23 protein-coding genes are annotated in these 25,138 nt (G+C 74.1%); 6 read left to right on the top strand and 17 right to left on the bottom strand.

Going from position 1 to position 25,138, the window contains the following annotated elements:
- Positions 1-43: 43 nt before the first annotated feature.
- The 3 genes from AVL59_RS14080 to AVL59_RS14070 form a co-directional block, all read right to left on the bottom strand.
- Entirely contained in the window at positions 44-469 is a 426-nt protein-coding gene (locus tag AVL59_RS14080) for an OsmC family protein (RefSeq protein WP_067303619.1), read from the bottom strand.
- Between the two features lie 134 nt (positions 470-603).
- Positions 604-2,691, bottom strand: coding sequence for a phage holin family protein (locus AVL59_RS14075; RefSeq protein WP_067303616.1), 2,088 nt, complete (start codon positions 2,689-2,691; stop codon positions 604-606).
- 95 nt (positions 2,692-2,786) lie between these two features.
- Positions 2,787-3,218: a hypothetical protein gene (locus AVL59_RS14070; RefSeq protein WP_067317252.1), complete on the bottom strand. Its 432-nt coding sequence runs from the start codon at positions 3,216-3,218 to the stop codon at positions 2,787-2,789.
- Between the two features lie 85 nt (positions 3,219-3,303).
- Here AVL59_RS14070 and AVL59_RS14065 point away from each other — a divergent pair, with 85 nt between their 5' ends.
- Positions 3,304-4,077, top strand: a complete 774-nt coding sequence (locus AVL59_RS14065) for an MBL fold metallo-hydrolase (RefSeq protein ID WP_067303613.1) — start codon at positions 3,304-3,306, stop codon at positions 4,075-4,077.
- A complete protein-coding gene (locus AVL59_RS14060; protein ID WP_067303611.1) occupies positions 4,074-4,709 on the top strand; it encodes a DedA family protein in 636 nt (211 codons plus the stop codon). Before AVL59_RS14065 ends, AVL59_RS14060 begins: the two co-directional genes overlap by 4 nt.
- A gap of 96 nt (positions 4,710-4,805) precedes the next feature.
- Here AVL59_RS14060 and AVL59_RS14055 read toward each other — a convergent pair whose 3' ends face one another.
- The 3 genes from AVL59_RS14055 to AVL59_RS14045 all read right to left on the bottom strand — a co-directional run bounded on the left by AVL59_RS14055 (position 4,806) and on the right by AVL59_RS14045 (position 8,286).
- Positions 4,806-5,912, bottom strand: coding sequence for an MBL fold metallo-hydrolase (locus AVL59_RS14055; protein ID WP_067303608.1), 1,107 nt, complete (start codon positions 5,910-5,912; stop codon positions 4,806-4,808).
- On the bottom strand, positions 5,909-7,165 hold the full coding sequence (locus AVL59_RS14050; protein ID WP_067303605.1) for an aminotransferase class I/II-fold pyridoxal phosphate-dependent enzyme: 1,257 nt from the start codon (positions 7,163-7,165) through the stop codon (positions 5,909-5,911). The genes AVL59_RS14055 and AVL59_RS14050 overlap by 4 nt, the downstream gene beginning before the upstream one ends.
- A gap of 218 nt (positions 7,166-7,383) precedes the next feature.
- Positions 7,384-8,286, bottom strand: a complete 903-nt coding sequence (locus AVL59_RS14045) for a hypothetical protein (protein ID WP_067303603.1) — start codon at positions 8,284-8,286, stop codon at positions 7,384-7,386.
- Between the two features lie 355 nt (positions 8,287-8,641).
- On the opposite strand from AVL59_RS14045, the gene AVL59_RS14040 reads away from it, so the two are divergent.
- Positions 8,642-9,019 carry a DUF2795 domain-containing protein gene (locus AVL59_RS14040; protein WP_067317250.1) on the top strand — a complete coding sequence of 126 codons (378 nt, stop codon included), beginning with the start codon at positions 8,642-8,644 and terminating at the stop codon, positions 9,017-9,019.
- A gap of 229 nt (positions 9,020-9,248) precedes the next feature.
- Here AVL59_RS14040 and AVL59_RS14035 read toward each other — a convergent pair whose 3' ends face one another.
- From AVL59_RS14035 to AVL59_RS14025, 3 genes are all read right to left on the bottom strand, one after another.
- The gene (locus AVL59_RS14035; protein ID WP_067303599.1) at positions 9,249-9,506 is read right to left on the bottom strand and encodes a DUF6158 family protein; all 258 of its coding nucleotides are present in this window, start codon (positions 9,504-9,506) and stop codon (positions 9,249-9,251) included.
- Positions 9,507-9,663: 157 nt separating this feature from the next.
- Complete coding sequence (locus tag AVL59_RS14030; protein ID WP_067303598.1) at positions 9,664-11,283, bottom strand: ABC-F family ATP-binding cassette domain-containing protein; 1,620 nt, start codon at positions 11,281-11,283, stop codon at positions 9,664-9,666.
- A 53-nt stretch (positions 11,284-11,336) separates the two neighbouring features.
- Positions 11,337-12,068 (bottom strand): histidine phosphatase family protein, encoded by a 732-nt coding sequence (locus tag AVL59_RS14025; RefSeq protein WP_079146690.1) that lies wholly within the window; start codon positions 12,066-12,068, stop codon positions 11,337-11,339.
- 81 nt (positions 12,069-12,149) lie between these two features.
- Here AVL59_RS14025 and AVL59_RS14020 point away from each other — a divergent pair, with 81 nt between their 5' ends.
- Both AVL59_RS14020 and AVL59_RS14015 read left to right on the top strand, forming a co-directional pair.
- Positions 12,150-13,673 carry a bifunctional phosphatase PAP2/diacylglycerol kinase family protein gene (locus tag AVL59_RS14020; RefSeq protein WP_067303595.1) on the top strand — a complete coding sequence of 508 codons (1,524 nt, stop codon included), beginning with the start codon at positions 12,150-12,152 and terminating at the stop codon, positions 13,671-13,673.
- A 122-nt stretch (positions 13,674-13,795) separates the two neighbouring features.
- Positions 13,796-14,617, top strand: a complete 822-nt coding sequence (locus AVL59_RS14015) for a class I SAM-dependent methyltransferase (protein ID WP_067303592.1) — start codon at positions 13,796-13,798, stop codon at positions 14,615-14,617.
- 49 nt (positions 14,618-14,666) lie between these two features.
- Here the strand turns inward: AVL59_RS14015 and AVL59_RS14010 are convergent, their stop codons facing one another.
- The 4 genes from AVL59_RS14010 to AVL59_RS13995 all read right to left on the bottom strand — a co-directional run bounded on the left by AVL59_RS14010 (position 14,667) and on the right by AVL59_RS13995 (position 19,267).
- The gene (locus AVL59_RS14010) at positions 14,667-15,338 is read right to left on the bottom strand and encodes a GvpL/GvpF family gas vesicle protein (protein WP_067303588.1); all 672 of its coding nucleotides are present in this window, start codon (positions 15,336-15,338) and stop codon (positions 14,667-14,669) included.
- A gap of 107 nt (positions 15,339-15,445) precedes the next feature.
- On the bottom strand, positions 15,446-17,293 hold the full coding sequence (locus AVL59_RS14005; RefSeq protein ID WP_067303586.1) for a transketolase: 1,848 nt from the start codon (positions 17,291-17,293) through the stop codon (positions 15,446-15,448).
- A gap of 53 nt (positions 17,294-17,346) precedes the next feature.
- Positions 17,347-18,705, bottom strand: a complete 1,359-nt coding sequence (locus AVL59_RS14000; protein ID WP_208870372.1) for an NAD(P)/FAD-dependent oxidoreductase — start codon at positions 18,703-18,705, stop codon at positions 17,347-17,349.
- Between the two features lie 121 nt (positions 18,706-18,826).
- Entirely contained in the window at positions 18,827-19,267 is a 441-nt protein-coding gene (locus AVL59_RS13995) for a phage holin family protein (protein WP_067303581.1), read from the bottom strand.
- A gap of 92 nt (positions 19,268-19,359) precedes the next feature.
- Here AVL59_RS13995 and AVL59_RS13990 point away from each other — a divergent pair, with 92 nt between their 5' ends.
- Positions 19,360-19,707, top strand: a complete 348-nt coding sequence (locus AVL59_RS13990; RefSeq protein WP_067303578.1) for a VOC family protein — start codon at positions 19,360-19,362, stop codon at positions 19,705-19,707.
- Positions 19,708-19,716: 9 nt separating this feature from the next.
- Here AVL59_RS13990 and AVL59_RS13985 read toward each other — a convergent pair whose 3' ends face one another.
- Genes AVL59_RS13985 through AVL59_RS13970 form a run of 4 tightly spaced genes read right to left on the bottom strand, consistent with a single transcriptional unit; the run spans position 19,717 to position 25,065 of the window.
- The gene (locus AVL59_RS13985) at positions 19,717-21,711 is read right to left on the bottom strand and encodes a DUF5107 domain-containing protein (protein WP_067303575.1); all 1,995 of its coding nucleotides are present in this window, start codon (positions 21,709-21,711) and stop codon (positions 19,717-19,719) included.
- Between the two features lie 40 nt (positions 21,712-21,751).
- The gene (locus AVL59_RS13980; protein ID WP_067303572.1) at positions 21,752-22,651 is read right to left on the bottom strand and encodes an arginase family protein; all 900 of its coding nucleotides are present in this window, start codon (positions 22,649-22,651) and stop codon (positions 21,752-21,754) included.
- Positions 22,652-22,702: 51 nt separating this feature from the next.
- Positions 22,703-23,254: a GNAT family N-acetyltransferase gene (locus tag AVL59_RS13975; RefSeq protein WP_067303569.1), complete on the bottom strand. Its 552-nt coding sequence runs from the start codon at positions 23,252-23,254 to the stop codon at positions 22,703-22,705.
- Between the two features lie 35 nt (positions 23,255-23,289).
- Positions 23,290-25,065 carry a CocE/NonD family hydrolase gene (locus AVL59_RS13970; protein ID WP_067303566.1) on the bottom strand — a complete coding sequence of 592 codons (1,776 nt, stop codon included), beginning with the start codon at positions 25,063-25,065 and terminating at the stop codon, positions 23,290-23,292.
- Positions 25,066-25,138 lie beyond the last annotated feature (73 nt).

Genomic DNA, 25,138 nt, shown 5'->3' with positions numbered 1-25,138 from the left:
CGCGCCCCTCGGCGGGAGCGCGGCACCGGGGGGACGGCGGGCGTCAGGCCAGCTCGGCGGTCAGGGTGATGGTCGTACCGGTCAGGGCCTGGCTGACCGGGCAGTTCTTCTTGGCGTCCTCGGCCGCCGAGCGGAAGCCGTCCTCGTCCAGTCCGGGCACCTCGCCGCGGACGGTGAGGTGGATGCCGGTGATGCCCTCGCCCGGCTGGAAAGTGACGTCGGCCTTGGTCTCCAGACGGGTGGGCGGGGTGCCGGCACCGGCGAGGGCGTGCGAGAGCGCCATGGAGAAGCAGCTGGAGTGGGCGGCCGCGATCAGCTCCTCGGGGCTGGTCTTGCCGTTCGCCTCCTGGGCGCGCGAGGCCCACGTGACCGGCTGCCGGTCGATGCCGGAGGAGTCGAAGCTGACGACGCCGCTGCCCTCGAGCAGATTGCCTTCCCAGACGGTGTGTGCGGTGCGCGTGGTGGCCACGGTGGTTCCTTTCGCATGGGATCCGAGTCTTCGAGTGCCGGATCCCATCCGATCACATCCGGGCCCACCGCACGGTGAAGACCGGGCCACGCGGGGTGAACGGCAGCGGGCGGTGCGTGCGCGCCGCCGCGGATTCAGGCGGCGCGCTCCTCCTCGGCCGCCGCGGTGAGCGGTGTCCGCGGCCCGTTCGCCTCGCGCAGCCAGCGGCGCAGGACGCCGTGCACCTGCTCGGCGCCGGTCAGCCTCTCCCCCTCGGCCAGGGGCTCGGACAGGGCGAGCGGGGAGAGCAGGAAGGGGCGGGACTGGGCGCCGCCGAGGCCGCCGTGGGAGCCGATCTGCTCCTCGAAGGCGAGGACTTCGCCGTCGGCGGGATCGTGGAAGGAGTTGACCATGATGTCGGCGGTGTGCGGGAAGGAGTGCGTGCGGCGGACGGCCTCGGCGGCGCCGGGGCCGAAGGGGGCCAGCGGCCCGGGCTGCCCGTCCAGCTCGGACAGCGGTGTCTCGGTGCCGTACGCGCCGAGCAGCACGCCGCCGTGTTCTTCGCTGCGCACCAGCAGGAAGCCGATGCCGGGGTGGTTGGCGAGGGTGGTGAGCAGGGCGGGGTGACGGGTCTCGATCTCCTCCTTGGTCATGCGGTGCGGCACGTCCGGGAAGGAGATCAGGCCGAGGTTGCCGGAGGCGAGCACGATCGGTTCCGAGCCCCGGGTGGGGCGGTGCCGTTCGCCCTTCTCCTCCACGGGCCGGCCCAGGGCCGCGCGGACGGCGGCGCGGGCCTCGGCGCCGCTGTGTGTCCGCTCGGCCCCGCGGGGCACGGGCAGCCCGCAGCCGGCGCGGACGAGGTCGGTGAGGGTGAGTCCGTAACGGGCGCGGAAGGTCTCGCCGGGGCTCTGGCCGTGGTCGGACAGGACGACGATCCGGTAGGGGCGCGGGGCGTGTTCGGCGGCCTTCTCGATGAGGGCGAGGGACCGGTCGAGGCGCTGCAGGACCATCTCGGCGTCCCGGCTGTGCGGCCCGGAGTGGTGGGCGACCTCGTCGTAGGCGACGAGGTCGGCGTAGACGGCGGTGCGGCCGGCCAGCAGGTCGCCCATCACGGCGGCGACCACGACGTCCCGTTCGACGACGGTGGCGAAGGCACGCACGAAGGGGTAGAGGCCGCCGCGGCCCACGCGGGGCCGCTGCCCCCGGATCCTGGCGCGGGTGGACTGGCCGATCTCGCGCACCACCTCGGCCACGAAGGACAGGGCGGTGCGCACCGCGTTGGCCGGGTCGGAGAAGTACGCGAAGTAGCCGGCGCGGGAACGGTTCTCCCGGCCACGGCGGCGGGCGGCTATGGACAGCACGAGGGCCTGTTCACCGGCGCCGCCGCTGAACAGATTGCCCCGGCTCGCGCCGTCGACGGTGAGCAGTCCGCCCTCGCCCGTGTGCAGCACGGCGCGGCGCTGCAGTTCGGCGGCGCTGGTCGGCCGATTGCACACCATCACCTCGCCCCGGTCCTTCTCGTACCAGCGGAAGGCCGGCACGTCGAAGGTGCTGCCATGCAGGATGCCGAGCTGGCTGGCGCCGGTCTGGCTGGACCAGTCGGTGCGCCAGGGGGTGAGCCGGTGGGTCGGGGCCGCGGTCTCCCCGCCGTCGCCCGCCGCCAGCCAGCGGGCCACGGTCGGCATGAGGCCCCGTTGGACAGCGGCGGTGAGGACGTCGTGGCCGACGCCGTCGAGCTGGACGCAGACCAGGCCGGGTGCGGCCGGGCAGGGCGGATCGCGTCTGTGCCGGCGGCCGGCGAGGCGCAGGAGACGGCGGCGGTAGGCGTCGTCGTCGCGCACGGCGAGGGCGGCGCCGGTGGCCGAGGCCACGGCGGACATCACGGCCGCCACGATGACGGCGGTCTCCGGGGCGGCCGCGCCCCGCCCGGAGGGGTTGATGCGCAGGGCGAGCAGCAGCAGGGAGCCGTTGAGGAAGAAGACCAGCAGGCCGAGGACGAGGGCGGGCACGAGCAGCAGCAGGCGTACCAGGAGCGGCCACACCACGGCCGAGAGCACGCCGAAGGCGCCGGCGCCGCACGCGGCGGTGACCGCGATCCGGGTGGCGCTGTCGCCGTCGGCGGACTGGAGCCGGAAGTCGGGCAGGAGACCGGCGAGGAGGAGCATGGTGACGGTGGAGACCGCCCACACCGTGACGCTCCGTCCGAGCTGACTGGCGACCCGCCGCCACGTAACGCCCCGCACGCCCCGCACCCCTCACGTCGCGGCCCGCCCGATCACCGGGCCCGGCTCCACCTTGTCACAGGGGGCGTCGCCGGCCAGGTCGGGTCACCGAGCCGTCATCGCCCGTCGTACCCCGCCGTCGGCATCGAGAGACGGCGGTGCACCCGTGCCTTCATCTGCGCGTCGTACGACGGCTCGGCGCGCCCCACCGTCTCCACGCGCACCCCGCGCCGCGCGCATTCCGCGGTGAACTCCTCCACCGTGGACAGGGCACGCTCCAACACCCGCCGGCTCGGGGCGACGAACACGTCCACACCGGACCGGACCCCGTCCCACAGGGCGCAATGGTCGAAACGCAGCCCGCCGACGAGAAGTTCCCGCGCGACCACGTAGCCGCGCTCCGCCGCCCACCAGGCGCACATGGCGTGCTGGCTGCGGGAATCCACCAGGAAGGGATCGGCCTCCAGCTCCTCCAGAGGCGTCAGGCTCGCGATGGCGGTGACCCGCACCGGCGCGAGCCCGCCGCAGGCACCCCGCAGCTGTCCCATGGAGTCCCCCCTCACCTCCGGGTTTCGCCGCCGACCCTACTCCTGCCCGTAGGCTTCGGGGAGTCGCACGAAGGGGGCGAAGAAGGTGCCGGTGGAGATCACCTGGTGGGGGCACGCCACCTGCACGCTCGAAGACTCGAACGTACGCGTGCTGACCGACCCGCTGTTCGCCCGCCGGCTCGCGCATCTGCGGCGCCGCCGGGGCGCCGTGCCCCCGGCCGAGGCCCATCGCGCTGACCTCGCGCTCGTCTCCCATCTGCACGCCGACCATCTGCATCTGCCCTCGCTGGCGGCCCTCACCGCGGGCACGCGCCTGCTCGTCCCCCGGGACGCACCACGGGCGGTCCCCGGTCTGCGTCGACTACGGCACCTGCGGCTCACCGAAGTGGCCCCGGGTGACCGGGTCCGGGTCGGTGAGCTGCTGGTGCGGGCGGTACCCGCCCGGCACGACGGGCGGCGGCTGCCCGTCGGCCCGCACCGCTCCCCCGCGCTCGGGTACGTCGTCGAGGGCGAGGCGCGTACCTACTTCGCCGGGGACACGGGCCTGTTCGACGCCATGGTGGAGTGGGTCGGACCGGTGGACGTGGCACTGCTGCCGGTGGGCGGCTGGGGCCCGTACCTCGGTGAGGGGCATCTGGACCCGGGGCGGGCGGCGCAGGCGCTGGCCCGGCTGAGGCCGCGCGTGGCGGTGCCGGTGCACTACGGAACGTACTGGCCGATCGGCATGGACGCCGTGCGTCCGCACGAATTCCATGCGCCGGGTGACGAGTTCGTACGCCTGGCTGCCGAGGCCGCGCCGCAGGTGGCGGTGCACAAGCTGGGGCACGGGGAGAGTGTGCGCCTGGAGGTCGCGCGGTGAGATGGCTGGCCTCGGCCGCGACGCTCGCCGCCGCCACGACGTCGACGGCGCCCCCGGAGTCCACACAGCAGGCGCTCGGCTACCCCTCGCTGTTCCTGCTGGTGCTGATCGGGGCGCTGGTGCCGGTGGTGCCCACCGGCGCGCTGGTGAGTTCGGCCGCGGTGGTGGCGTTCCATCAGACGGCGCCGTTCTCGTTGGCGCTGGTGTTCGTCACGGCCTCGCTGGCGGCCTTCCTCGGGGATGCGACGTTGTACTGGCTGGGGCAGCGGGGGATGCGGTCACGGGGCGGGTCGCGCTGGTTGGAGGCGATACGGGCTCGGGCGCCGGAGGAGCGGTTGGCCCGGTCCCGGGAGAAGTTGGCCGAGCACGGGGTGGCTGTGCTGGTGCTGTCCCGGCTGGTGCCCGCCGGACGGCTGCCGGTGATGCTGGCCTGTCTGGTGGCGGAGTGGCCGTTGCGGCGGTTCGGCCGGGGGAATCTGCCGGCATGTCTGGCGTGGGCGTTGACCTATCAGGTGATCGGGATTCTGGGCGGGTCGCTGTTCCGGGAGCCTTGGGAGGGTGTGGTGGCCGCGGTGGGGGTGACCGTGGTGATCGGTGCGGTGCCGGGTCTGGTGCGGCGCGCTTCGCGGTAGCGCCGTTGGAAGTCCGGTCGCGTGCGGGTGCGTTGCGGCTGGTCGCGCCCACGCGGCCGAGCCGCGGACCGGTTCGCCCCGCGCCCCCGGGGGAGTTCAGTCGAGCACTCTTGAGGCTCCTACCGGGAGATCCCACAGGTCTTCCCGGTCCAGGCCGGCTCTCTCCCAAGCGGTCCGCACCCGCGTCAGCGGTTCCAGTACCGGCTCCGCCGACAGGATGAAGGTCCCCCAGTGCATGGGGGCCATGCGCCTCGCGCCCACGTCGAGGGTCGCCTGAACCGCGTCCTCCGGGTCGCAGTGGACGTCGCTGAGCCACCAGCGGGGGTCGTAGGCGCCGATGGGCATGAGGGCGAGGTCGATGCCGGGGTAGCGGCGGCCGATGCGGGAGAACCAGTGGCCGTAACCCGTGTCCCCCGCGAAGTAGACGCGTGGCCCCCCTGGTGCCGTCAGGATCCAGCCGCCCCACAGACTGTGGCAGGTGTCGGTGAGGGTGCGCTTGGACCAGTGGTGGGCGGGCACGAAGTCGAAGCGGACGCCGGACAGTTCGGCGCCCTCCCACCAGTCCAGCTCGGTGACGCAGGTGAACCGGCGCCTGCGGAACCAGGCGCCCAGCCCGGCGGGCACGAACACGGGGGTCGTGCGCGGGAGCCGGCGCACGGTCGGGGCGTCCAGGTGGTCGTAGTGGTTGTGGCTGATGACGACCGCGTCGATGCGCGGCAGGGTGTCCCAGTCCACGCCGACAGGGGTGATGCGGGCCGGGGTGCCGAGGATGCGCCGGGACCAGACGGGGTCGGTGAGCACGGTCAGGCCGCCGGCGCGGACGATCCAACTGGCGTGTCCCGCCCAGGAGACGGCGAGTGTGCGGGTGTCCACGCGGGGCAGCGGGCCCGGTTCGCAGGGAAGCCGGCGGATGTCGGCGAGGCCCTCGGGGCCGGGGCGTACGGCGCCTTCGCGGGCGAAGCGGGCGAGGGCCTTGAGGCCGGGCAGCGGTGCGGTGAGCCGGTCGTGGAAGGTCCGTGGCCACACCCGGTGTTCGCCGAGCGGGCGGGGTTCGGCGAGCGGCGGGAAGGCGGGCGCGAGGGGGGCGGGTGCCGCGGGGGCGCCGGCCGCGCCGCTCGGCGCGGTCGTGGCGGTCGTGGCGGTCTTCGTGGTCGCGGTGGTCTTCGTGGCGGCGGACTCGGGCTCATGCGTCTGCTGCGTCATCGAGGAGGCTCCCATCGCTGAGCGTCGTCACGGAGATCGTCGAAGGCCGACCTCAAGGAGATCAACGCACGTTGCACGTGTGGCAGTTCCAACGGTGAGGGTGACATGAGGCATTCCATGCGTTCTTCGTCCGTGCCGCCCAGCAGGGGACCCGTGGTCAGCCGCACGCGCAGTGCCCCGAGGTCGTCGCCGAAGCGGTGGCCGCCGGGCGCGGGCATGCCGAGCCGGGCGGTGAGGAAGTCCTCCAGTTCCTGGGCGTCGCCGACGCCCTGATCGGTGAGCGCATCGCGCAGCGGGCCGAGGTCGGCGTACAGATGGCGGCCGGCCTGCGGCGGCCGGGCGAGCGCGCCGCCCGCGACGACCGCGGCGTGCGCGGCGGCGGCCACGCGCGCGTGCAGGCGTACGGAGGCCTCGCGGCGCTCGGCGACGGGCTCGGGTTCGTCGAGGGCGTACCCGGCCGCGGCGGCGACCGGCTGGGCGACCCGGGCGCCGAGCGCGGTGAGGATGTCGAGCACGCGCGCGTGGAGGTGTTCCCCCGCCGCCGTGGAGGGGAAGCGGGCGACGGCCGCGGGCCAGCCGGGCGGCAGCAGGGCGCCGGCCAGGTCGGTGACGACGGTGACCCCGTCGGGCAGCATCTCGGCGGGACTGAGCAGGACGGTTTCGTGCGGGTCGTGCAGGGTGTCGCGCCAGGTCTCGTCGCTGACCAGGTGCAGACCCTCGGCGGCCGCGGCCTCGACGGTCTCGTGCAGCAGTTCGGGCGGGGCGACGGTGGCGGTGGGGTCGTCGGCGACGGACAGCACCAGCAGCCGGGGCTCGCCGCCCTCGGCGCGGACCCGGCGCACGGTCTCCAGCAGGGCGTACGGGTCGGGGACGCCACCGCTCTCGGCCGGGGTCGGCACGTGGAAGACGGGCCTGCCGAGCAGGCGGGCGTAGGGCGCCCACCAGGCGGCGCAGGGGCGGGGCACGAGTACGTCGCCGTCGTCGCCGGCGACGGCGGCGGTCAGGGCGAGCAGCAGGGCGGGGGCGCCGGGGCCGGCGGCCACCCGGTCGGGGACGCAGGACAGCCCGCGCCGGGTCCAGTAGCCGCAGGCCGCCTCCAGCAGGGCGGGGGAGCCGCCGACGGGCTGGGCCTCGGCCCGGCCCGCTGCGGCGGCGAGAACGGCGGCCAGCTCCGGGAGGACGGGCAGGCCGTCGCCGGGCAGGGGCGGCCCGTAACGGACGGGGCCGTGGCCCTCCGGGTCCGTCCGCCGCATGTCCGCCTCCGCGCAGTCCGTGGTGCCGTGTGGTGATCCCGTACGGTCCGTGTTCTCTCGTCGGCTGGTGCTGTGGCCGCTCCTGTGGTGCCGGCCGCGAGGCTCGTGGGTGTGGTGCCCGCTGGTGGTGCCCACGGGATGGTGTGTACCCGCCCCGACGGCCTTCCATGGGCGGTGGCCCGGAGCCGTCCGCTCACGGTCCCCCGGGACGGCGCGCTTCAGCCGCCCGCGGACCTCCTGCGGCCGTGCAGCCGGTAGAGGGCACCCCCGCAGGCCGCGGCGATCAGCACCCCGCCGGCGACCAGGGCCGGGACCGAGTCGCTGAAGGTGCCTCCCCGCCCGGCGTCGGCGCCGTGCTCCACGGTCGCCGGGTCGCAGTCGGTGCCCTCGCCGGACTCCAGACAGGTGTGCCCGCCGGTGCAGGACCGCGCCCCGGCGCACTCCTGTCCGGTGCCGGGGCACTGCGCGCCTTCCCGGCACTCACCGGTCCCTTCGGCACAGGTGTCGCCGTCACGGCACGGGGCGGTCCCGTCGCGGGGTGTGCTCTCCTCGTGGGACGCGGTCCCGTCGTGCGGCGCGGTCTGCTCGTCGGACGCGGTCCCCTCACGGGGTGCGGTCTGTTCGTCGGAGGCGGTCCCGTCACGGGGTGCGGTCTGTTCGTCGGAGGCGGTCCCGTCACGGGGTGCGGTCTGTTCGTCGGAGGCGGTCCCGTCACGGGGTGCGGTCTGCTCGTCGGACGCGGTCCCGTCACGGGGCGCGGTCTGCTCGTCGGACGCGGTCCCGTCGCGGGGTGCGGTCTCGTGGGGGGCGGCCCCCTCGGGGCACACCTCGCTGTCACGGCACTGTGCGCCGTCCGGGCACGATTCGCCCTCCTGGCACTGGGTGCCGTCGTCGTCGTTCCCACCGCCCTCGCACGGTGCGCCCTGTTCGCGCCCCCCGGAGGCGGGGGCGAGGGCGTCGGGGAGCAGCCCGGCGTCCGCGTCGCAGGGCGCGGAGGCGGTGGCGGCGACGCTGGGCGAGGCGGTGCCGGGGCTGGGGTCGGCGAGGGCGGCGGGCCCGGCCGTGAAGAGCCCGGCACCGGCCAGGACGGCGACGGACAGGGCACGGGCGGTGCGGCGCATGGGGTGGGCTCCTCGGCACGGCGGCGGACGCCGGGCGGCGGCCACCGGGACGGCGGTACGGCTGCGGGACACGGCTGTCGTGCCCTCGGTGCCATCACAGCCCGCCTGCCGCCGCGCCGCGCGCGGCCGGGCCCCATTCGCGGGACGCGAACGGCCGGGCGGGTGACCCGGAGCCGGCGGCCGGCCGCTTGTCGCGATCGCGCCCCGGTGTCGGGAACCGGGCGAGGTTTTCCCTCTCCCGCGCAGGTGACTCGGTAGGTGCGGACCGGACCGTCCGCTCATCGTGCGCGAAGCCGCCGTCCGGCGGCCGGTGGCCGGGTACGCGGTGCGGACCCTCTCTCGTCTGGAGGAAGACATGCAGCGAGGCAGTGACCGGTTGAGCGTCCATCGGGACGACGAGATGAAGCACGAGTTGAAGGGCCTGCTCCAGTCCGGGCACCCGACGCGCGTCGACGAGTGGCACGACCCGGAGCCGGCCGCCGACGACGACCCGGAGGTCTGGAGCGGGCCGGTGGGCGGTATCGGATCCGCGGCGTCACTGGAGCGGGTGCGGCTGGAGCTGGCCCGGCACCTGAGCCGGCACGCGTTCCCCGCGCACGCGGGCGAGCTGACGCGGTCCCTGCGCCGGAGCAACGCACCGGGCGCGCTGATCGACGCGGTGGCCAGGCTCCCGCGCTCGGCGCGGTACGCCCATGTGCAGCAGCTGGCCGAGGCGGTGGCGGGCGGCCGGTGAGCCGGGGCCGCTTCCAGGAGGCGTACGCGTCCTGGCCGGGGCCGACCGGGACGGAGCGCCGCACTCGGCCCCGAAACCCGTACCGCGAGCCCGGAAGGGAAGGTGAGGATCCGCGACGGCGGCCCGAACGATCTGGTGACCGGCCGTGAGCCGGACGCCCCGAAAGGGGTGCGGCCCCGCGTGAGAAGGCCCGCCCCGAAAGGGGTGGTCCCGGCGCGTGACGGCCGCCTCAGGTGCCGGACGTGCCCGGAGTCGCCGCCTCGCCGCAGCAGCGCTCGCGGGCGCCCTCGCGGGTGCGGCCCGCGCTGACCAGGCGGCGCGGGTTGCGCCGCAGGTACTCGCCCTCCAGCTGAGCCATGCGCTCGTTGTGGACCCGCAGCGCGTCGTTCGAGCCGTACAGCAGGGTGTCGTGCCGTGTGCGGTGGATCGTCTCCAGCTCTTTCATGAGCTGCTGGTCGTCCAGTCGGCTGGGGTCGACTCCGGTCATGGTGGTGCCCCGCTCGTCGTGGTCGTTCGTCCGGTTCGGGTGCCCGCCCGGAATGCGCTGCCCCCGAGCGTTTCCGGGAGGGAGCCGTGAAGCTCGCGTTCCTTCAGTCCACTGTACGAACATCCGGCTCCCCGGGCCCTCCGGCGGAGCGAGGGGGCTAGCGGGCCCGTTCCACGCGGCGTTCGTCCCAGACCGGCTCCGAGGTCTCGCGGACACGGCCGTCGCTGCCGAAGACCAGGAAGCGGTCGAAGGAGCGGGCGAACCAGCGGTCGTGGGTGACCGCGAGCACCGTGCCCTCGAAGGCCTCCAGGCCCTCCTGGAGGGCCTCGGCGGACTCCAGGTCGAGGTTGTCGGTCGGCTCGTCCAGCAGCAGGGCGGTGACGCCCTGCAGTTCCAGCAGGAGGATCTGGAAGCGGGCCTGCTGACCGCCGGAGAGCCGGTCGAATGACTGTTCGGCCTGGCCCGTCAGTTCGTAGCGGCGCAGTCGGGACATGGCCGCCCCCCGGTCCTGGGAATGTTCCTTCCACAGAATGTCGAGGAGGGTACGGCCCTGCAGCTCGGGGTGGGCGTGGGTCTGTGCGAAGTGACCGGGAACGACCCGCGCGCCGAGCTTCCACGCCCCCGTGTGCGTCACCTCCTCCCCGGCGAGCAGCCTGAGGAAGTGCGACTTGCCCGAGCCGTTGGAGCCGAGCACGGCGACCCGCTCGCCGTAGAAGACCTCCAGATCGAAGGGGTTCATCAGGCCGGTCAGTTCGAGGCTCTTGCAGGTGACGGCGCGGATGCCGGTGCGGCCGCCCTTCAGGCGCATGGTGATGTCCTGCTCGCGGGGCGGCTCGGGCGGGGGCCCCACCTCCTCGAACTTGCGCAGGCGGGTCTGCGCGGCCCGGTAGCGGGAGGCGAGGTCGGCGCTGTTCTCCGCCGCCTGACGGAGGTTCAGGACCAGCTTCTTCAGCTGCGCGTGCTTCTCGTCCCAGCGGCGGCGCAGCTCCTCGAAGCGGGCGAAGCGTTCGCGGCGGGCGTCGTGGTAGGTGGCGAAGCCGCCGCCGTGCACCCAGGCGTCGGCGCCGGCCGGGCCGGGCTCCACGGAGACGATCTTCTCGGCGGCGCGGGCGAGGAGCTCACGGTCGTGGGAGACGAACAGGACCGTCTTGCGGGTCTCCTTCAGCTGCTGTTCCAGCCAGCGTTTGCCGGGCACGTCCAGGTAGTTGTCCGGCTCGTCCAGCAGCAGTACCTCGTCGGTGCCGCGCAGCAGGGCCTCCAGGACGAGGCGCTTCTGCTCGCCGCCGGAGAGGGTGCGCACCTGGCGCCACTGGGCCCGCTCGTACGGCACGCCGAGGGCGGCGGTGGTGCACATGTCCCACAGGGTCTCGGCCTCGTAGCCGCGCGCCTCCGCCCAGTCGGCGAGGGCCTGGGCATAGCGCAGCTGGGCCGCTTCGTCGTCGACGGTCATGATGGCGTGCTCGGCCGTGTCGACCGCCTTCGCCGCCTCGCGGATGCGCGGCGGGGCGACGGAGACCAGCAGGTCGCGTACGGTCGTCTCGTCGCGTACGGAGCCCACGAACTGGCGCATCACACCGAGGCCGCCGCTGACGGTGACCGTGCCGCCGTGCGGTTTCAGCTCGCCGGAGATCAGCCGGAGCAGGGTCGTCTTGCCCGCGCCGTTGGGACCGACCAGGGCGACGGCGGCGCCCTCGCCGACCCGGAAGGAGACATCGCCGAGCAGCGTCCTCCCGTCGGGGAGGTGGTACTCGAGGTGCGCGGCTTCCAGATGTCCCATAAGGAGGCATTCTGTGGGGCGCCCCCGATCCGGGGCAAACGCTTATCGGTCGCTTATCGGTCCTGAATTGAACGCAGCCCGGCCTCGCAGCAACCGCTGGTCGCTTCATCGGTGCGGGGACCGTCCGCTCGGCCGGCCGCGTCCACGGGCTCTCCGGCCGGGCCGCCCTCGCCCGCCGGTACGACGGTCGCGCCCGCCCAGGACAGTGCCTTGAAGCCGTCGGAGGGGGAGCCCTCCAGGATGACCGCGCCGGTGTTCGCCAGCGGGCGGGCGGCGGCGAAGGCCACGTCGACGTTGACCGCGCGGGCGGCCGTCCACACGCGGATGGCGGCACCGTGGCTGACCATGGCGACGGTGCCGGCGCCCGAGGCCGCGGCCTCGGCGATCACCGCGTCGTACCGGGCCAGCGCCTCCTCGCCGCTCTCCCCGCCGGGGATCCTGAGCGTGGTGTCCCCGGCCGCCCAGGCGAACACCGTACGCAGGTACAGCCCGCCCTCCGGGGAGTCGCCGGGCCGCATCTCCAGGTCGCCCGCGGACAGCTCACGGATGCCGGCGCGGACGATCACGTCGAGGCCGCGGGCGGCGGCCAGCGGGGCGGCCGTGAGCCGGGCGCGGGTCAGGGTGGAGGCGTAGACCGCCTCGATGTCCTCGTCCGCGAGCGCCTCGGGCATGGCGGCGGCCTGCCGCTCGCCGAGCGGTGTCAGGCCGGCGCCGGGTACGACGGTGTCCAGCAGGTTGGCGACGTTGGAGGGGGTCTGGCCGTGGCGGACGAGGAGCAGGCGCATCCGGGGGATCCTCTCGCGTCGGGTCAGGCCGTCGGGCGTACGCGGACACAGGAATCGGCTGCTTCAGGGTAACCGCACCCCATGAGCGCAGACGTCGACCTGACCGCCGTCCCGACGACCGGCCGGCACGCCCTGCGCGGGCCGCTCGCCCTCGACGCCCGGCTGTTCCACGCGGCCGCCGCATGGCACTGGCCAGGCGCCGAGCGGGTGCTGCCGAGGCTGAGCCGCAGCGCGAACCACGGGGTGCTGTGGTTCGCGGCGGCCGCCGCGATCGCGGCGAGCCGTACGCCGAGGGCCCGGCGGGCCGCCGCACGCGGGGTCGCCTCCCTGAGTCTGGCCTCCCTGACCATCAACACCCTCGGCAAGCGGTCGGTGCGCCGCGCGCGGCCGGTCCTGGACCCGGTGCCGCTGGTACGGCAGCTGAAGCGGCAGCCGATCACCACGTCGTTCCCGTCGGGACACGCGGCGTCGGCGGCCGCTTTCGCGACCGGTGTCGGCCTGGAGTCCCCGGCGTGGGGGGCGGTGGTGGCGCCGGTGGCGTTCTCCGTGGCCATGTCCCGTGTCTACACAGGCGTGCACTTCCCGAGCGATGTGCTCGCGGGGGCGGCGCTCGGCGCGGGCGCCGCGTTCGCCGTGCGGGCGCTGGTGCCGACCCGCGCCCAGGCCGCGCCGCCCGCGCGGCCGCGGACAGCGGCACCGGCGCTGCCCGAGGGCGACGGTCTGGTCGTCGTCGCCAACCGTGCCTCGGGCACCTCCGAGCGGGTGCGCGTGCTGCGGCAGGCGCTGCCCGGGGCGGAGCTCCTGGAGTGCGAGCCCCAGGACATGCCGGCCGAGTTGGAGAAGGCGGCCGCGCGGGCGCGGGCGCTCGGGGTGTGCGGGGGCGACGGGACGGTGAACGCGGCGGCCGCGGTCGCGCTGCGGCACGGTCTGCCCCTCGCGGTGCTGCCCGGCGGCACGCTCAACCACTTCGCCTGCGATCTGGGGGTGGAGGACGAGCGCACGACGGCCGGTGCCGTGCGCCGGGGCGAGGCGGTCCGGGTGGACGTCGGCCGGTTCGTCGCCGGGGACCACGAGGGCATCTTCCTCAACACGCTCGGCCTGGGCGTCTATCCGGAGCTGGTGCGCGTCCGGGAACGCTGGTCGTCCCGGATCGGCGGCTGGCCGGCCGGGGTGCTCGGCGCGTACCGGGTGCTGCACGCGGACCGGCATCCACTGGAGGTCGAACTCGGCGGCCGGCGACGCCCGTTGTGGCTGCTGTTCGTGGGCAACGGCGTCTACCGGCGGATGGGGCTCGTGCCCGGCCGCCGGACCGACCTGGCGGACGGGCTGCTGGACGTGCGGGTCGTGCACGGCGGCCGCAGGCCCGCGTTGCGGCTGCTGGCGGCCGCGGCGGCGGGCCCGCTCAGCCTCCCCCGCTCTCGGCTTGGCTCGAGCGGGAGGTACCTCCATCCGGCCCATGCGGCGGTGCGACTGAAGCGGCTGCGGCTGACCGGCGTCGGGCCGGGCACACCGCTGGCGTACGACGGGGAGGTCACCGAGGTGCGGGGGGAGGTACTGGTGGACAAGCTGCCCCAGGCCCTGACGGTCTACCGGCCCCTGCCCTGAATCCCCCTCAAGTCCATATAGCGAAACGGGAGTCTCAATATTCGGCAGGACGCGTAGCGTGAGCTGTACCGCAGGACGGGGTCGCCGGCCCCGGAACGGGTACGACGAGGAGGGGCACAGCCATGCCGGAAGCGCGGGAGACCGCCGTCTACACGCACGGGCACCACGAGTCGGTGCTGAGATCGCACACCTGGCGGACCGCCGCCAACTCCGCGGCCTACCTGCTCGATGTGCTCAAGCCCCACATGAAGATCCTGGACATCGGCTGCGGCCCGGGGACCATCACCGCCGACCTGGCGGAACGGGTCCCCGAGGGCCACGTCACCGGCGTCGACCACGCACCGGGGATCCTGGACCGGGCCCGCGAGACCGCGGCCGGGCGCGGCCTGGCCAACGTGGACTTCGCGGTCGCCGACGTGCACGCCCTGGAATACCCCGACGACACCTTCTGCGTGGTCCACGCCCATCAGGTGCTCCAGCACGTGGGCGACCCGGTGCGGGCGCTGCGCGAGATGCACCGGGTGACCAGGCCGGGCGGGTTCATCGCCGTACGCGACGCGGACTACGCCGCGATGACCTGGTACCCGGCGGTGCCGGGCCTGGACGACTGGCTGGACCTGTACGAGCGGGTAGCCCGGGCCAACGGCGGGGAGCCCGACGCAGGGCGCCGGCTGAGGGCCTGGGCGCTGGCCGCGGGCCTGCGGGACATCACGGCCACCTCCGGCACCTGGACGTTCGCCACGCCCGAGGAGCGCGCCTGGTGGAGCGGGCTGTGGGCGGACCGCACCCTCGCCTCGACCTACGCCGAGCGCGCCGTGCGGGGTGGTCACGCGACGCCGGAGCGGCTGCGGGCGGTGTCCGAGGCCTGGCGGGAGTGGGGCCGGCGGGAGGACGGCTGGTTCGCGGTCCTGCACGGCGAGATCCTGTGCCGCAAAGAAGCCTGAACCGCGGCATTCGCGAACGCGCCGCCGCCGGTGGCGGGCCGCCCCTGGGTCACACTTCCTGCGGGGTGAACTCACCGGTGAACGAATAGGCCGCCCAGGGGCCGGCGAGTTCCACCCGGATTCCGGGCGACTCGCCCTTCGCGCGGTCCACCAGTTCCACGAACGCCTCGGAATCCGCCCGCGGCACCAGATAGGCGGCGTCGAGCACCTTCCGGCCCGGCGCCGTGGAACGCGCGGCGTCCTGGGACGGGTACAGCCGGACGTCCTCGGCATGGCGGGAGAGCCGCTCGTGCAGGGCCCGGGCGAAGCTCTCGTCGGCCGTCCCGGTCCGGGCGTAGACCTTGACGCCCCACTCCACCCGGCCCTCCAGCCGGTCGAGGGTGTACCGGAAGTGGTCCTCGCGGGCCTCGATCATCGTCCGGACCCCGCTGTCGTCCCGGAAGACCGTGTGGGGCCGCAGCGGCAGCGGGGTGGTGACGGTGGTGAGCGCGTCGATCACGCCCTGGTGGGCCCGGGTCGTGGCGGCCAGCCAGTCGCGGTCCGTCCGGCGGGCCCGCAGGGCCTCCTCGCAGAAGTCGTCCTCCGGGACCGTACTGACGACCGCGACCAGCCCGTGGTGGTGCAGCAGCGCCGGCGGTGCGCCGGCGACGCCCGTCAGCTGGGCCTGCAGAGGCGCTCCGAGGGGGCGGCAGACGGCGTAGACGTAGCGAAGTCCGGGCATGGGGCCTCCTTCGACGCACGGCCGGCTTCCAGTCGATCCCATCCGCCGGGCCTTGTCGACCGAGACACCGGTGAGCCGGAGGACGATGCTCGTGGCGTGCGCCGGGCTCAGGGCACGACCGCCTCCTCGACCAGCGTTTTCGCCGCGGCCTCGATGCTCACGGCGTCGATGCCGGCCGCGTGCAGCTGCTGGTCGGGCGCGGCCGAGCCCGGCATGATGCGCACCGCCAGCCGGACCAGACGGGGCACGGGCCGGCCGTCGCCGAACGCCTCCGCGACGGCGTCGCCGAGGCCGCCCTGCTCGTGGTGGTCCTCGACGGTCACCAGGCAGCCGGTCTCCTCGGCGGCCCGGCTCAGGGTCTGCTCGTCGACCGGTTTGACCGAGTACAGATCGATCACCCGCACGGCGATGCCGTCCTCGGCGAGCCGCTCGGCGGCGGCCAGCGCCTCGTGCACGGTGACCCCGGCCGCGACGACGGTCAGCCGGTCCTCCTCGCTGGAGCGCAGTACCTTGCTGCCGCCGACCGGGAACTCCTCGTCCGGGCCGTAGATCACCGGGCTCGCCCCGCGCGAGGTGCGCAGATAGCGGATGCCGTCGAGTGCGGCCATCTCCGCGACCAGCCGGGCGGTCTGGTTGGCGTCGCACGGGTAGAGCACGGTCGAGCCGTACACGGACCGGAACATCGCCAGGTCCTCCAGACCCATCTGCGAGGGCCCGTCCTGCCCGATCGCGACACCCGCGTGCGAGCCGACCAGGTTGATCCCGGAACCGCTGATCGACGCCATGCGCACGAAATCGTGGGCGCGGGTGAAGAAGGCGGCGAACGTGGAGGCGTACGGCACCCAGCCGCGTACCGCCATGCCGACGGCCGCGGCGACGAGTTGCTGTTCGGCGATGTAGCACTCGAAGAAGCGGTCGGGGTGTTCCTTGGCGAACAGCTCGGTACGGGTGGAGTCGCCGACCTCGCCGTCCAGGGCGACGATGTCGCCGCGGGCGGTGCCGAGTGCCGCGAGGGCCTTGCCGAAGGCGTCCCGGGTGGCGACCTCGTCCCCCGGTCCGTAGCGCGGCAGTCGGAGCACCTCGGTGGTGACGGAGCGGAGCACCGCGGCGGCGGGCGGTTCGCCGACCGTGACGTGCGCACCGCGCGGGCCGCCCAGTTCGGCGACGGCCTCCTCGGGTTCCGGCAGCGGCTTTCCGTGCAGGCCCTCGCGGTCCTGAACAGCGGCGACGCCCTTGCCCTTGAGGGTGCGGGCGAGGATCACCGTGGGCTGTCCGGTCGTCGACAGCGCCTCGCCGTAGGCCTGGTCGATCGCGTCGACGTCATGCCCGTCGATCTCGATGGTGTGCCAGTCGAAGGCCTGGAAGCGGCGGGCGTAGGCATCCAGGTCGTGGCCGTGCCGGGTGGGTCCGCGCTGGCCGAGCCGGTTGACGTCCACGATCGTGACGAGGTTGTCCAGGTGCTCGTATCCGGCGTGTTCGGCGGCCTCCCAGACGGAACCCTCGGCCAGCTCGCTGTCCCCGCACAGCACCCACACGCGGTAGCCGGAGCGGTCCAGGCGTTTCCCGGCGAGGGCGATGCCGACACCGACCGGCAGGCCCTGGCCCAGCGAGCCGGTGGCCGTCTCCACCCAGGGCACCCGGCGGGGGGTGGGGTGCCCTTCGAGGCGGCTGCCGAGCTTGCGGAAGGTGAGCAGTTCGCCGTCGTCGATGACACCGGCCGCCTTGTACGCGGAGTACAGCAGGGGCGAGGCGTGCCCCTTGGAGAGGACGAAGCGGTCGTTGGCGGGGTGTTCGGGGCGCTCGAAGTCGTAGCGCAGATGGTGGGCGAGCAGGACGGCCATCAGATCGGCGGCGGACATCGAGGAGGTCGGATGCCCGGACCCGGCAGCGGCGGCGGCCCGCACGCTGTCCACGCGCAACTGCTGTCCCAGTTCGGCGAGTTCGGCGGTCTTCATGAGTCTCCTTCCGCTGCGCCCGGGGAGGCCGGGCGTTCCGCATGGGCTGGGGATCAGGGGTGAGGGGGCCGCTCGGCACCGGACCGGTTCGCGGCGGGTTCGCCCGCCCGGTGCGGTCCGCGCGGCAGTTCCGGTGACGCGGTGTCCAGCGGGACCGCCCAGGAGCGGACCAGGCCCAACTGGACGCCCTGGCGCGGGAGTACGGTGTCCAGGAGCCAGTCGGCGGCGACGCGGACACGGTTGCCGGGCAGCGCGGCCAGGTGGTAGGCGCGGGTGATCAGGCCGGCCGGCGGCCCGGACAGCGGGATGCCGAGCGGGTCGGCGGCGGCCTGGACGCCGCCGAGGTCGACGGCGAAGCCGAGGTCGTGGTGGCGGTAGGCGCGCCGGCGCCGGCCGAGGCCGAGCGAGGCGGCCACGTTCTCGCCGGCCACCTTGCCCTGCCGCCAGGCGTGCTGGGCGGTCATGGGGGTGAAGGTGCCGGGCTGTTCCAGATCCGGCACGGCGGCCGCGTCACCGCAGGCGAACACCTGGTCGCGGCCGGGCACCTGGAGGTAGGGGTCCACGATCAGCCGGCCCCGTTCCAGGGGCTGCCCGACGGCCTCGACCAGGGGATCCGGGCGGACCCCGACGCACCACACCAGGGTCCGCGTCGCCACGAACTCGCCGTCGGTCAGCAGCACCCCCTGCGGGGTGGCCTCCTTCACCGAGGTCCCCATCCGTACGTCGACGCCCCTCGCCCGCAGCACCTGGTCGGCCGTGCGGGAGAGCCGTTCGTCCATCCCGGGCAGCACCCGGGGCGCGACGTCGAGCAGGATCCACCGCGGCCGCCGGAGGCCGGGCAGCTGACGGCGTACGAGGCTGTCGGTGAGCAGCTGCATGTGGGCGGCCACCTCGGTGCCGGTGTAGCCGGCGCCGGCCACGACGAACGTGCACCGGGCGGCGCGGTTGTCCGGGTCGTCGGCGGTGGCGGCGAGCTCCACCTGGCGGGTGACGTGGTCGCGCAGGTACAGCGCCTCGGGCAGCCCGCGGAACCCGTGTGCGTGCTCGGCGACTCCGGGGATCGGCAACAGTTTGTTGACGCTGCCGACCGCGAGGACCAGCCGGTCGTAGCCGAGGGTGCCGGTGCCGCCCTCGGGGTCCGTGTAGGAGACGGCGCGCCGGTCCAGGTCGACGCGGTCCGCCTCGCCGAGCACCAGCCGCACCCCGCGCAGGGTGCCGGGCAGCGAGACGGTGACCCTGCGGGCCTCCAGGATCCCGGCGGCGACCTGGGGCAGCAGAGGCAGGTACAGGAAGTAGTCGGTCGGGTTGAGCAGGGTGACGCGGGCACGGCTCCGGGTCAGCCGGGCGAGGGTGCGGGCGGCCCGGTACCCGGCGAAGCCCGCGCCGACGATCACGACGTGCGGTCGACTCACGGTGCGCCTCCGGCGGTGTGGCTCGTCCGAGGCCTTCCGCGTAACCGGGCACGGGTCACCCAAACGCCGTCGGACTCACCCGGACGCCGCCTCGGCCGGTCCCGTCCGGCGTCCGCCGAGGTCAGGCGCGGTGGTGCGGCCCCTCGGGGTCGGTGGGCGGGCCGGGCGGCGGCTCGGTGGGCATCGGCGGGTAGGGCACGCCGAGTCCTCCGGGCGGGCCGGCCGGCGGGGTGCCGCCGATCACGCGGCCCGGGGTGTGCGGGTGTGGGTGATTCGGGTGGGCGGCGCCGCGCAGCACGTAGGCGACGGCGCCCAGGATCGCCGCGGTGATCAGCGCGGCTGCCCAGCCGGGCAGACCGGCCGCCAGGCCGAGGCCCAGGGCGAGGGCGAGCGCGCCGCCCGCGTACAGGGCGACGGCGCCGGAGGCGGCGTACAGCATGGCCGTGCGGCGCTGCTTGCGGCTCTGCTCGCGCAGCTCGTCGCGCACCGTCTCGCGTGCCACCTGTGCCAGCTCCTCGACAAGATGCCTGTCCAGATGTTCCAGGTGATCCATACCGTCCATGAGCTGCGGGTACCCGCTGGACACGGGGTGTAACGGCGTCGGCCCCGGCCGCGGGCTGTGCGCGCCCGGTCGCCCCAACTAGGCTCGCCGGTATGGAGATTCTCGGCGCCTCGCTGCGCATCTGTGTCGACGACCTCGAAGCCGCGATCCCCTTCTACGAGCGTCTCGCGGGCGGCAGAGCGCTCCGGTTCGGACGCGGGGGTGTGCAGGTCGCCGCGATCGGCTGCTTTCTGCTGATGAGCGGGCCCGAGTCCGAGCTGGAGCTGCTGCGCAAGGTGGCGGCCACCATCGCCGTGAAGGACGTGGACGCGACCCACCGGCTGCTCTCGGAGCTGGGCGCCCGGATCCTCGCGGGACCGGTGCCGACGCCGGTGGGCCGGAATCTGATCGCGGTGCATCCGGACGGTTCGGTCTTCGAGTACGTCGACCAGGGCGGCTGAGCCGGCCGCTCAGGGGGTGTCCGGCCGCATCCGGAAGTCGTAGCGCTCGGGCAGGGGCTCGTCGGCGAGGCGGGCCCACAGCCGGCCGATCGCGTCCGCGCCCTCGCGCAGGTCGGCCACCTCGAACCCCTCGTCGAACACGGCCCGGGCCTCGGCTCGCCGTCCCTCCGCAAGGAGCAGTTCGGCCTCCAGCAACCGGAACCGGCCGCGGCGCCGGACGGCGGGCCGCAGCCGCTCCCACACCGCGCGGGCGTCGGCCGTCCGCCGGACCCTGAGCAGCGCGTGCAGCGTCTCGCCGCCGAGCGCGGCCACGGCGGCCGTCCAGGTCTCGCCGTCGTCGCGCCGCTCGCGGCACAGGTCGTCGAAGGCCTCCGCGTACCGTTCGGCGGCCCGCTCGTGGTGGCCGGTCTCCTGGTCGGCCACGGCCAGACAGCGCAGCAGCGCCCACAGGGACGGCGCGAGCTGCAGCGCCCGCTCCCAGCTGCGCACCGCCTGGGCGCGGTCGCCCGCGTGCCACTGGGCGACGCCGAGGTGGTACTCGGTGTGCGGGGTGGCGGGCGCGGTCTCCAGCATGTCCCGCCAGTGCGGGGCGACCAGGGTCTGGCCGGGCGGGCGGACCCGGCGCGGCTCGGGCAGACAGCCGGTGCGCAGCAGCTCCAGCCAGGGCGCCTGGGCCTCGCCGAGGGTGGACTCGGCGAACGGCGTACCGGGCAGCTCCCAGTCGGCCCGCAGCACTTCGAGCGCGCCCCAGCCGGAGCCTGCGGCGAGAATCTCGCCGGGTTCGGTGTCGGCGTACGGCTTCCAGGCCGCGTAGGCCTCCTCGACGCGGGCGCGCGGCAGGACGGCCGCGAGCCGCTCCTCCGCGCCCTGGACGACCTGCGTCCACGCGCCGTCGCGGGGTGCGTCGAGGGGCCCGTACGCCTCCAGCCAGGACACCTCGCTCCCCGGTTCCAGCCGGACGTGCTCCAGCTGGGTGCGGGCGAGCCCCGCCTGGATCTCGCAGTAGCCGCCGGTGCCGGGTTCGGTGAGCCACTGCTGCCAGCGCCGGCCGCCGGGGCCGCTCCCCCACACGAACAGCTTGCGGCCGCGCAGCACGTCGGTGGAGGTCTGCACCAGGCCGTGCCCGTCGGCGTCCAGCGCGGCGATCCAGCGGCGCCGCCCGTCCGGGACCTCGTAGAAGTAGTCGGCGGCGTAGGGGCTGTTGAGCGGGTGGGTGCGGTCGATGCCGTCGTACGACGGGACGGGCACGCGGCGCAGGCGGCGCTCGTAGCCGATGGGGGTACCTCCCACGCCCTCAGGGCAGTGGGGGAGCCAGGCCTCCTCGGCGGGGGCGAGGATCCTGCGGTCCTCGGGCACGGCGGTGTTGGACCACCAGTAGGTGGGCACCGGGCGCTCGTGCGGGTTGCGGATCCGGACACCGACATGGAGGAAGTCGGAGCCCTCCGGGAGCCACAGGTCGACCTGGAAGGGCAGGTCGCGCAGCCGCTCCCACTCCCACAGGCGCAGCATCTCTCCGCCGTCCGGGGCAGGGACGCGGGCGGCGTGCAGGGGCGCGCAGGAAAGGGTGGTGTGGCCGGTCGCGCCGATGTTCCATTCGATGCCGCCCGAGTACCAGGCCCCGTTGAGGGCGAAGTTGGCGGGCTGGAACACCGGGTTGCGGTAGAGGAGTTCGCGTCCGGTGGGCAGGTGGACCAGGGAGGCGATGCGTCCGCCGAGGCCAGGCAGGACGGTGGCGCGCAACCGGTCGTTCTCGATCACCAGGGCGTCGAGGGCGGCCGGCTCGCGGTCTCTGCCGTACCCGTCCCGCACCCGCACCGGGAGCAGGCCGCGCAGCGGCTCGTACCCGAGCTGCCGGGCCATGTCCCGGGGCATGTCGTCGCGTTCCCGGTCGTCGACGCGGTGGGCCTCGTCGAGCGGGCGCAGCGCGGGCAGGGGGTTGTCGGGTCCCAACCGCGCGGCGGACAGGGTCAGTACCTCACGTCGGATCCTCGTCACGATGACCATGGAACCCGGCGCGCGGTGAGTCGGCCAGGGGCGCTGCCGGTCAGGATTGCGCAAAGGCGTCCACGATGACGTCGGCGAGCAGGGCTCCGGCAGTGCCGTCCGGGTCGAGGTCGGGGTCGTAGATCGTGACGTTGAAGCCCGCGCAGCGCTCGGAGGCGAGCAACGGGCGCAGCAGTTCGACCAGTTCGGCGGGCTGGAGGCCGTCCGGGTCGGGGCTGTCGACCGCGGGCATGACGGACGGGTCGAGGACGTCGGCGTCCAGGTGCACCCAGAAGCCGTCGATGCCCGGCACCTCGAAGGTCTGTGCGGTGGCGCAGGCGAGGGCGTCGGCGCCCCACTCGCGGATGTCCCCGACGGTGACCACGGGGATCTTCAGCGCGGCAAGTTCGGCCCGGTCCTCCTCGAAGCAGTCGCGGATGCCGAAGAACCGCACGTCCTCGTCCCGCAGATAGGGCCCGAGCCCCTCCAGGTCGGTGAGGTCCCGCTGCCCGCGCCCGGTGGCCAGCGCGACCTCCTCGCCGCCCGCCGCGCCGATCCGGTCGGAGTTGCCCGTGTGGCGGAAGTCGTGCGAGGCGTCGATCGCGGCCAGCCCGTACCGGCCGAGGCGGCGCAGGGCGAGCGAGGCGCCGAGCTGGATGGAGCAGTCGCCGCCGAGGACGACGGGGAAGTCACCGGCACGGACGTGGTGTTCGAGGCGGTCGGCGAGCTTGACGGTGTAGGCGGCGAGCGCGGCGGCGTTGAAGACGCCGTCGCCCTCCTGCCAGTCGCCCAGGTCGTAGCGCGGGGGTACGACCACCCCGCCCTCCCGTGCCCGCAGTCTCTGCGGGACGCGCTGCTCGCGCAGGGCGCCGGCCAGCTTGTAGCAGCCGGGTACGGTGCCCGGAGCGGGCGGGCGCAGGCCGAGGTTGGAGGGGGCGTCGAGCACCACGAGAGTCCGCATGCCGTCCATCCTCACCGATGAAACGATCAATCGGAAGGCCGGGGGAAACGATCAGCCTCCGGAACGCATCTCCACGGTCAGCGCCCAGCGTTCGTGGTCCCGCCAGGCCCCGTCGATGAAGATCATGTCGGGCGAGAAGCCCTCCAGCCGGAAACCGGCGCCCCGTGCCAGCGCGACGGAGGCGGCGTTGGCGGGCTGGGCGTTGATCTCCAGCCGGTGCAGCCCCAACGGCCCGAACGCGTACCCGATCACCAGCTCGAGCCCCTCGCGCATCAGCCCCCGCCCTGCCGCGTGCGCGAAGGCGCCGTAGCCGAGCGCACCGCACTGGAAGCCGCCCCGGACGATGTTGTTGATGTTGATGAACCCGGCGATGTCCCCGGTGTCCCTCTCGCACACGAGGAACCCGGCCCGGGTCGGGTCCTCGATGAGCGGCCGGGCATAGGCGGCGTAGCCCTCGTCGGTGTCCGGCGGGAACAGCCACGGCCGGTGCAGGTCCTTGCTCTCCCTGGCCCGGGCGGTGAACTCCGGTCCGTCCTCCGGGGTGAAGTGACGGATCCCCACGCGGGGGCCTTCGGCCAGGTAGCGGGATACGGTGGTCGGCATCCGGTCAGCCTACGTGGCACAGTCCTTCGGCCGACTCAGCCGCCGGACACCGGCAGCTCCAGCACCCCCGTGTCCCCCGGCGCGCTGACCACGGTGACCGGCTTGATCCCCCGGTTGCCGAAGTACGCGTCGTCGCTCGCCGCGATCACGAACCGCAGCCGGTGCCCCTTCGGGTACCGGTGCACGATGCCCGGTAGGGTCACGGTGAAGCTCCGGGTCACGTCGGGCACGCGGACCGGCGCGACGAGCCGGTGCACCAGCGTGCTGGTGCCGTCGGGCGCGATGTCGTACAGCTTGACGAACAGCACGAGCTTGTCGGCCGCGTCGCCGGAGTCCTGCGTCCGCTCGGCCACCGGCGAGACGACCTCGAGCGTGGCCCGGGGCGCGCCGACGACGTCCGTGGTGCGGGTGAGGGGTTCGCTGGTCCAGGCCGCGTAGGTGCCCCTGGTGTCGTACGGGGCGGGGTCCGGCACTCCGAGGATCCCCGTGACGGAGTTCTCCGAATGACTCGTGGAGACCGGCCAGTTGCGGTAGGTACGACTGCCCAGGGCGACCTTCTTGCGGTTGTCCACGAGTTTGCCGTCACCGGAGAGGTAGAGCGTCTCGGTGAGGGCGGGAAGGCGGTCCGCCGTGGCGTAGGTGCTGTCGGGGTCGGTGATCCAGTCGCGGTAGTAGGCGAAGGCGGGTCCGGTGTCGACGCCCTCGTGCCCCCGGAGGTAGCGGTCGAACCAGGCGAGGATCCGCCGGCCCACATAGCTCGTCTCCAGGTTGCCCCGGGCGATGTCGAGTTCACCGGCCGCCGGATCGGTCTTGCCGCCGCTGTGGCCCCAGGACTGCCAGATCATCTTGGTGGTCGTGCCCTGGGCCTTGAGCGTCTCGTACGTCGCCGTCGCCTCGTTGAGGTTGAAGAGACTGTCGGCCTGCCCCTGGACCAGCAGGGTCGGCGCCTTGACCCGGTCGAGATACGAGACCGGGGAGACGCTGTGGGCGTAGGCGAGCGACTCGGCCGTTTCGGCGGCCGGGTAACTGCCGGAGTCGAGCCTGTGCACCATGGCACAGGCCCTGGTGGCGAAGTGGAGGCAGGTGAGGGAGTTGATCCGGGACGGGTCGAGGTTCGGCACGGTCAGCGGCTGGCTCTCGCCGCTGAGGTAGAAGCCGTTGGTCCACTGCCACTTGAACGCGCCCGGGACGGTCCCGGTGGCGTTGTTCGGGTCCAGCGAGTAGGCCAGGTCGTGCCACGTGAGCATGGGCACGAGCGCGTCGACCCGGTGGTCGACGGAGGCCGTGGCCAGCTGGATCGCGCCTCCGTAGGAACCGCCGATCATGCCGACGCGCGGGTCGCCGGCGGAGTCGAGGGTGACGAAGTCGGCCCGGGTCCCGTCGTCGGCGGTCGTCCTTCCGCCCAGGAAGTCGATGAGCCGCGAGGCGGCCCTGCCGTCGATGTCCGGGTCGTCGAGCGAGATGAGGCAGCCGGACCCGCCGAAGCCGAGTCCGGAGTAGAGCAGGGCGACGTAGCCGCGCTGGGCGAGGACCTTGCCGACGGCGCCGGTCTCGGCGTCGGACTTGCTCCCGCCGAATCCGTTCGTGACGAGCACGGCGGGTGCGGGGTGGGAGCCGTCCACGCCCGCGGGGCGGTACAGGTCGGCGTCCACCGCGCAGCTGCGACCGCCGGCCTGGACGGTGAACTTCAGTGCGGTGACGGTGTATCGATCGGTCGCGGCCGCGCGAGCGGTCGGCGCGAGGGGTACGGTGAGCGCGGCGCCCAGGGCGAGAGCGAGCGCGGCTCGGGATCCGGGCACGCGTCGGAACACGGAGACCTCCACACTGAGGCAACGCGAAGAGCGGCCAGTAGGTAGCGGGCGGTCATCATGTTGTGACTCGTGT

Source organism: Streptomyces griseochromogenes (assembly GCF_001542625.1).
GTDB lineage: Bacteria > Actinomycetota > Actinomycetes > Streptomycetales > Streptomycetaceae > Streptomyces > Streptomyces griseochromogenes.
Note: the sequence above shows the minus strand (reverse complement) of the source record. Positions and strands in the feature narration are given on the sequence as shown.